9 protein-coding genes and 1 pseudogene are annotated in these 5,391 nt (G+C 41.3%); 8 read left to right on the forward strand and 2 right to left on the reverse strand.

Annotated elements, in window-relative coordinates:
* The 3 genes from QAS77_RS10200 to QAS77_RS10210 form a co-directional block, all read left to right on the forward strand.
* Positions 1-213 (forward strand): CAP domain-containing protein (locus QAS77_RS10200; protein ID WP_305065379.1); only part of this gene is annotated, 213 nt, incomplete at its 5' end.
* A complete protein-coding gene (locus QAS77_RS10205) occupies positions 167-481 on the forward strand; it encodes a CAP domain-containing protein (RefSeq protein WP_305065380.1) in 315 nt (104 codons plus the stop codon). The genes QAS77_RS10200 and QAS77_RS10205, both read left to right, overlap by 47 nt.
* Positions 482-646: 165 nt before the next feature.
* Entirely contained in the window at positions 647-1,249 is a 603-nt protein-coding gene (locus QAS77_RS10210; protein WP_305065381.1) for a hypothetical protein, read from the forward strand.
* Positions 1,250-1,272: 23 nt separating this feature from the next.
* Here the strand turns inward: QAS77_RS10210 and QAS77_RS10215 are convergent, their stop codons facing one another.
* Together QAS77_RS10215 and QAS77_RS10220 are read right to left on the reverse strand one after the other, a co-directional pair.
* Entirely contained in the window at positions 1,273-1,806 is a 534-nt protein-coding gene (locus tag QAS77_RS10215) for a J domain-containing protein (RefSeq protein ID WP_250867848.1), read from the reverse strand.
* 128 nt (positions 1,807-1,934) lie between these two features.
* Complete coding sequence (locus QAS77_RS10220; RefSeq protein ID WP_305065382.1) at positions 1,935-2,270, reverse strand: zinc ribbon domain-containing protein; 336 nt, start codon at positions 2,268-2,270, stop codon at positions 1,935-1,937.
* A 164-nt stretch (positions 2,271-2,434) separates the two neighbouring features.
* Here QAS77_RS10220 and QAS77_RS10225 point away from each other — a divergent pair, with 164 nt between their 5' ends.
* The 5 genes and pseudogenes from QAS77_RS10225 to QAS77_RS10245 all read left to right on the forward strand — a co-directional run.
* Positions 2,435-2,890 (forward strand): hypothetical protein, encoded by a 456-nt coding sequence (locus QAS77_RS10225; protein ID WP_305065383.1) that lies wholly within the window; start codon positions 2,435-2,437, stop codon positions 2,888-2,890.
* Positions 2,853-3,974, forward strand: coding sequence for a cytochrome c biogenesis protein (locus QAS77_RS10230; RefSeq protein ID WP_305065384.1), 1,122 nt, complete (start codon positions 2,853-2,855; stop codon positions 3,972-3,974). Before QAS77_RS10225 ends, QAS77_RS10230 begins: the two co-directional genes overlap by 38 nt.
* Positions 3,975-4,124: 150 nt before the next feature.
* Positions 4,125-4,451 (forward strand): hypothetical protein, encoded by a 327-nt coding sequence (locus QAS77_RS10235; protein WP_250867856.1) that lies wholly within the window; start codon positions 4,125-4,127, stop codon positions 4,449-4,451.
* Positions 4,452-4,580: 129 nt separating this feature from the next.
* Positions 4,581-5,066, forward strand: coding sequence for a GyrI-like domain-containing protein (locus tag QAS77_RS10240; protein WP_305065386.1), 486 nt, complete (start codon positions 4,581-4,583; stop codon positions 5,064-5,066).
* A gap of 74 nt (positions 5,067-5,140) precedes the next feature.
* Positions 5,141-5,391: pseudogene (locus tag QAS77_RS10245) on the forward strand (U32 family peptidase); the annotation flags it as partial.

Consider the following 5,391-nt stretch of genomic DNA (forward strand, 5'->3'; position numbering starts at 1 on the left):
GATGTGGCAAGTGAGCACAGTCAAGAGATGATAGACAAGGATTATTTCAGCCACAATTCATACGATGGTACCTCTTTCTCTACAAGGATCGGGAGCTCTGGCTATGAATCCTATAGGTGTGCTGAGAACATTGCTTTCAAGGTACCTCCAAGTGTTACAATAGCTCATGAATTCTCCCGGGCACAGGGCAAATATATTGAACCCCAGTTATAATGAGATCGGTATTGGCATATGGGTTGGTGAATTCACATATGATGGCAGAACATACAGTAATGCTGCAACGTACACGCAGAACTTTGGATGGGGCGAACCAGCTGCAGACCATGTAATTCCATACAATCAGTACGATAAAAATAAGGACTGTTTGATTGATTTTGGTGATGTGAGTGCGGGAATCGATGGTTATCGTAATGGGCTATCATCTCTTGCAGAAATCAGTGAACTGATAGATCTATATCTTGCAAGTGAACCCTACTGCTAAGAATTAGTTGAGAGGGATTATCTCTCAACCTCTATTTTTTTAAATATCTTGGATTCTTTAACTAATGCTAATGATCATTTTATGAATCTTATTCCATATTAGCGTACAGCTGAATCCCGCTGACATACGACCAGTCCATTATTGCTGATGGTGAGGAATACGAACATGAAAGACGAGATGAAATGGGATATTGATGTTTCAATATTGACTAATAAGTTCATTATGAAAGAACTGCTAAAAGTCCTGGGAATTGCAACTTTCTTCACAGTTGGCATCGTGCTTTTGATAACGCTTCCTTCTGTTCTCCGTGGTGACCTTCATTCCAACAGCAGTAATGCGAGAGATATGAAGTATGCCTTGATCTTGATAGGATCGATGTTCTTGCTAGCGGCGCTGTTCATATTCGCATACTATGGGAATAATTACATGCTTTCCTACAAGATGGACAATAAGAGTGTAATGACCATCACCAGAACAGAACAACGCAGCAGGAACAGTAAGTTGAACTTCCTGTTGGTGATCGTCGGGATCCTTGCCCGAAATCTCACAGCAGCAGGTGCAGGTTTTCTTGCACATTCCGGTCAGGACCAGAATCTGAAATGGAAAAGTATTAAAAAGGCTACATTCTACCCTGCAAGCAGCACCATTACGTTTTCAGCCGGATACGGTGAAAAGAGTATCGTGTTCTGTACAAAGGAAAATTACGGTAGTGTATCCGGGTTTGTAAGGGTGATGTATAATGGATCCTGCCAGATCAGAGAGGAATGAAAAGTAAGAGGTCTGAAGGGAGCTTATGTCAATTCTCTCTTCAATACCTTATGTGCAATATTTAGCTGCTTGAATTTCTCAGTGTCACCAGTTGGCTTATCTGGATGCAATTCTTTTGCCATTTCCTTGTATTTTTTATTAATAACCTCAAAATCGGTCTCATCATGAGCACATTCGAAAAACTCTCGTGCCTCTTTGCGCTTATCATGAACATCTTTATCTTCTTTGAACTCTAAAATAAAGTCGGACAGTGGTTTTTCCCCGGAAATAACCCTATTTGCTTCGATCTCAATTACCTTGGATAGGATATGAAGATTTTCTACATATTTATTTTGTAGGCCATGGGTGTAATGCATTCGATGTCCATCCTGGTACCAGGTTGCAGAAGCATGAGTTTTTTTCATCGCTAGACGTTCAAGAGGGACATCAATATCATTTTCATTAACACCTACCCTTCTTAAAGCCGTAATAATATTATTCTTGAATTGCATAGCTCTTCGATTACCAGCGTTCTTAACAATTACTGGGTCAATTTCATGTCCTTTTATTTTTATCATTTGATTCACTCATTTTCGTTTTTGAAGACTTCGTTAGTACTATGCTCCTTTATATAAAAATATGCATTTTCTGAAACAACTTTCTTCCTCATCCATGTTGAAATTGCGAAAAAACATGAGCATTGCAGTCATAATTTAATGGAGTGGCAAATACCTGTGAAGTCAGGGCAGTCTTCTTCTGTCAGGTTGGTTATCAAATTCACCTGATTGATCTCACACGGGACGTTTCCATCACAAATGGGTGTCTGAAGGTCAACTCCCTCTTTATCTATTGCTTTTGAAGTTTGCTCGATCATTTCTTCCAGAGTAATATCAGGTTGTGTGAACTTCCCATTCTGGTAGCAATAGAGACAATATTCATCACTCTTTGTCCCGTCGGCATTAGCTCCAAAATCTTCGTCTTTCTCCAAAGGCATTCCACAGCTCTGGCAGAAAACCATACCTTCAAATTCTTTCATATCCATGTTTTAACCCCAAGAACTATTCTTTCCTCTACACTCAACTTTATATCTCATCACAAATTAAACTTAGCAGTAACTTTCCAGGTACATAATTTATGCAATGAAAAAATCAGCTAATTAGCCTTATATTAGATGAATTATAATTTGTATATAATAGGGGGTACTTTATGCAAAGATCAAATTTAGTTGTAGTAGCAGTAGCTGTAGTGGTTATATTTTGTCTTGTGGGAGTAGGCCTTGTTTATGCCAGTTACTCTCAGCAGGAGGACAATCTGCAGTTGAGGTCAAATTTTAATGTCTCTCAAGCCGTAGAAATCACGATGAACGATTCGGTTGCATCCGATTACATGTCACGTTACTTCAAAGAACCTGATTGGAGGCTAACCAGGACAACCTTTGTCCAGGAAACACCTTACGACCAGAATGGCACTGCTATGCAGGCAAACAATATTTGGAAAGTTGAGATCATGGAACGCAGTTGCGCTTGCCAGAAGATAAGCGATCTGTATGTTTTGGAAGGTTATGTCTCGGCAGACACCGGTGAAGTGCTGGAAATATCAAAACAGAAGGTTTCAGAGAGAGAATATGACAAACAGACATGTGCTACGACAGTATGCCACTAAATCGATATTGCCCTTATTGATACTTCTGCTTGTCATTTCAAGCATGTTCTCTGCTTCAGCAGCCCGATCAGACGGAGTGATGGTTGAATATTTCTACGAGGATGGCTGCCTGAAATGCCAGCAAACATCCCCTGTCATAGATTCGGTGATCGGCAGGTTTGAAAGCATCAATTACACAAGTCACAACGTAGCGACCTCCTACAGTATCATGAAAGGATACGGAGTATACACTGTTCCCGCTATTGTCATAAACAAGAGTACGGTTATCGCCTATTCCGATTACGATGGGGATGATATATTACTTGAAAGCCTTCTGGTAGAAGCTATTGAGAACGCACCGGCAATTCCTGCCAATGGTACTTTACCCTTAGCCAAAAATGTTGATGGAAGCGTTACTTCCTTTGAACTCTCACCGTTAATTGTACTGATCACAGGCCTGCTCGCCGGCTTCAATCCTTGCCTTCTCGCGGTGATGGCATTCCTGGCTTCGGTCACGATATCCTCCAACGGTGGAAAGAAAGAAATGCTGGTGGTCATCGGTGGTTTCTGCGCTGGTATATTCACCACTTACATGATATTCGGAATAAGTTTTCTGAAAGCTGTCACTATCTTCCCCGGATCAAGGGATTCCATCACATTGTTCATGACGGTGTTGATAGGGGTACTCGGTATCTGGCACATCTATGACGCATACCACCTCAAGCGTCACTCAAGATCGACCTTCAAAACACCGGGTTCAATAGTATCTTTTATGGACAGCATACACGGGAAGAATGCTCTTGCTCTGTCGTTCTTCGCAGGCGGTTTATTCTCATTGGTCAAAGCTCCCTGTGTAGGTGCCGTTTATCTTTCTATACTGGACATGTTAATAGCAAGGACAAATCTGCTGGAGGGAGCTGTATATCTCTTCCTCTACAATTTCGGAGTCGTGCTTCCGGTGTTAGGACTTGGTGTATTTCTGGCGTTCGGGATGAGTCCTGAAACTGTAATGCAATTCAGGGAGAAGAGACGGTCTGGGATAAGGTTCGTTACAGGTGTCGTATTGTTATTACTTGCACTGCTGTTGTATTTCAATGTTATCTGAAAAGGGTTGGAGGTAGTTAGGTCTGCTGGACCTATCTTCAACCGTTTGTTTTCTTCTCTAAGATGATGGCTTAGTTCCCTTACTTTGACCAATATAAACTCCAAATTTTATTTATACAATTATGCTTTCTATTACTGCATGGAGGACTACATGAAAAAAGCGATCTTCAGGGACCTGTTCATCTTTGCGCTTGCACTGATCGTGGCAGTACAATTCTGGGAAAACAACCTTTTGCTAACCTTTCTGATATTATCGATATATGGCATACGTGAATATTTCTGGTCTGAGAAAGGGGATAATATTGTATTTGTATCCGGTGTCATCATTGGATGTAGTGCAGAGTTCATCGGCACTTATCTCGGGGTCTGGACATACGCTGCTGCTTTTTTCTTTAACATCCCACTCTGGCTTCCGTTTGCCTGGGGTCTGGTGTCAGTTATTATTATCAGGGTATCCCGTCCATTTGTTGGGGAATGATGTCCAGGGAGTTGTCCATTGTTCAATTGGAATGCTTATAATAAAAGTACCATTGGCATCAACCATTGAGTAACTATTTAAAAAAATAGTTGCAAGTAATATTGTGCAATGATATTGTGAGGTGTTGAAATGTCCGATATAAGCATAGTTGAAATAGAACCACAACTGGTCATAGGAATCAGAAGGATCGGGAGTTACGAATTACTTCCAGAAATGTTCCCTGAGATATTCCAGTTTGCTGTTGGGAACAATATTGAGATTGCCGGTCCGCCAATTTTCGTCATGCATGGGACCAGTGAAGAAGATGCCCTGAGGGCAAATTCTGAAGGTAACGCTGATCTGGAAGTTGTTATCCCTGTATCAGAAAAGATAGGGGATACTGGTAGTGTCAAGTGTTACGAACTGCCTGGTGGCAAAATGGCTAAGACCATTCACAAAGGTCCTTATGAGGAATGTGGTCCTACATATCAGGCTCTTTTTGCATGGCTGGCTGAGAATGGATTTGCTATTCTCGGTTCAATGAGGGAGGTATATCTGAACGATCCGCAAGAGATTGCTCCTGAAGATATCCTTACTGAAATATATGCTCCGGTCGAGCAAGTTATCGACCTTTAACTCCAATCCCTTCTTTTCTTTTCTTTTCTTTTTCAACAATAACTGATTTAAACTATCATTTACGATGCTACTCCATGAACTGCTCTGGATCATCTGTAAAGATCCCTGAACTTATGATGGGTGTCAAGAATCGTGCAGCTCTGGCTGCGTGCAGGGACTATGCAGACGGGGTCTACTTCTCTATCGACAGATTCAGTCTCAGGGCAAGAGCATGTGATATTACGCTTGATGGTCTCAATGATTTTGTAGGGGATATCAAAGAGAATGACCTTAATGCCTATCTTGCGCTGAACACGGTTATCTATCCCAATGATCTCAATGATCT

The organism is Methanococcoides sp., assembly GCF_030594565.1.
Lineage (GTDB): Archaea > Halobacteriota > Methanosarcinia > Methanosarcinales > Methanosarcinaceae > Methanococcoides > Methanococcoides seepicolus.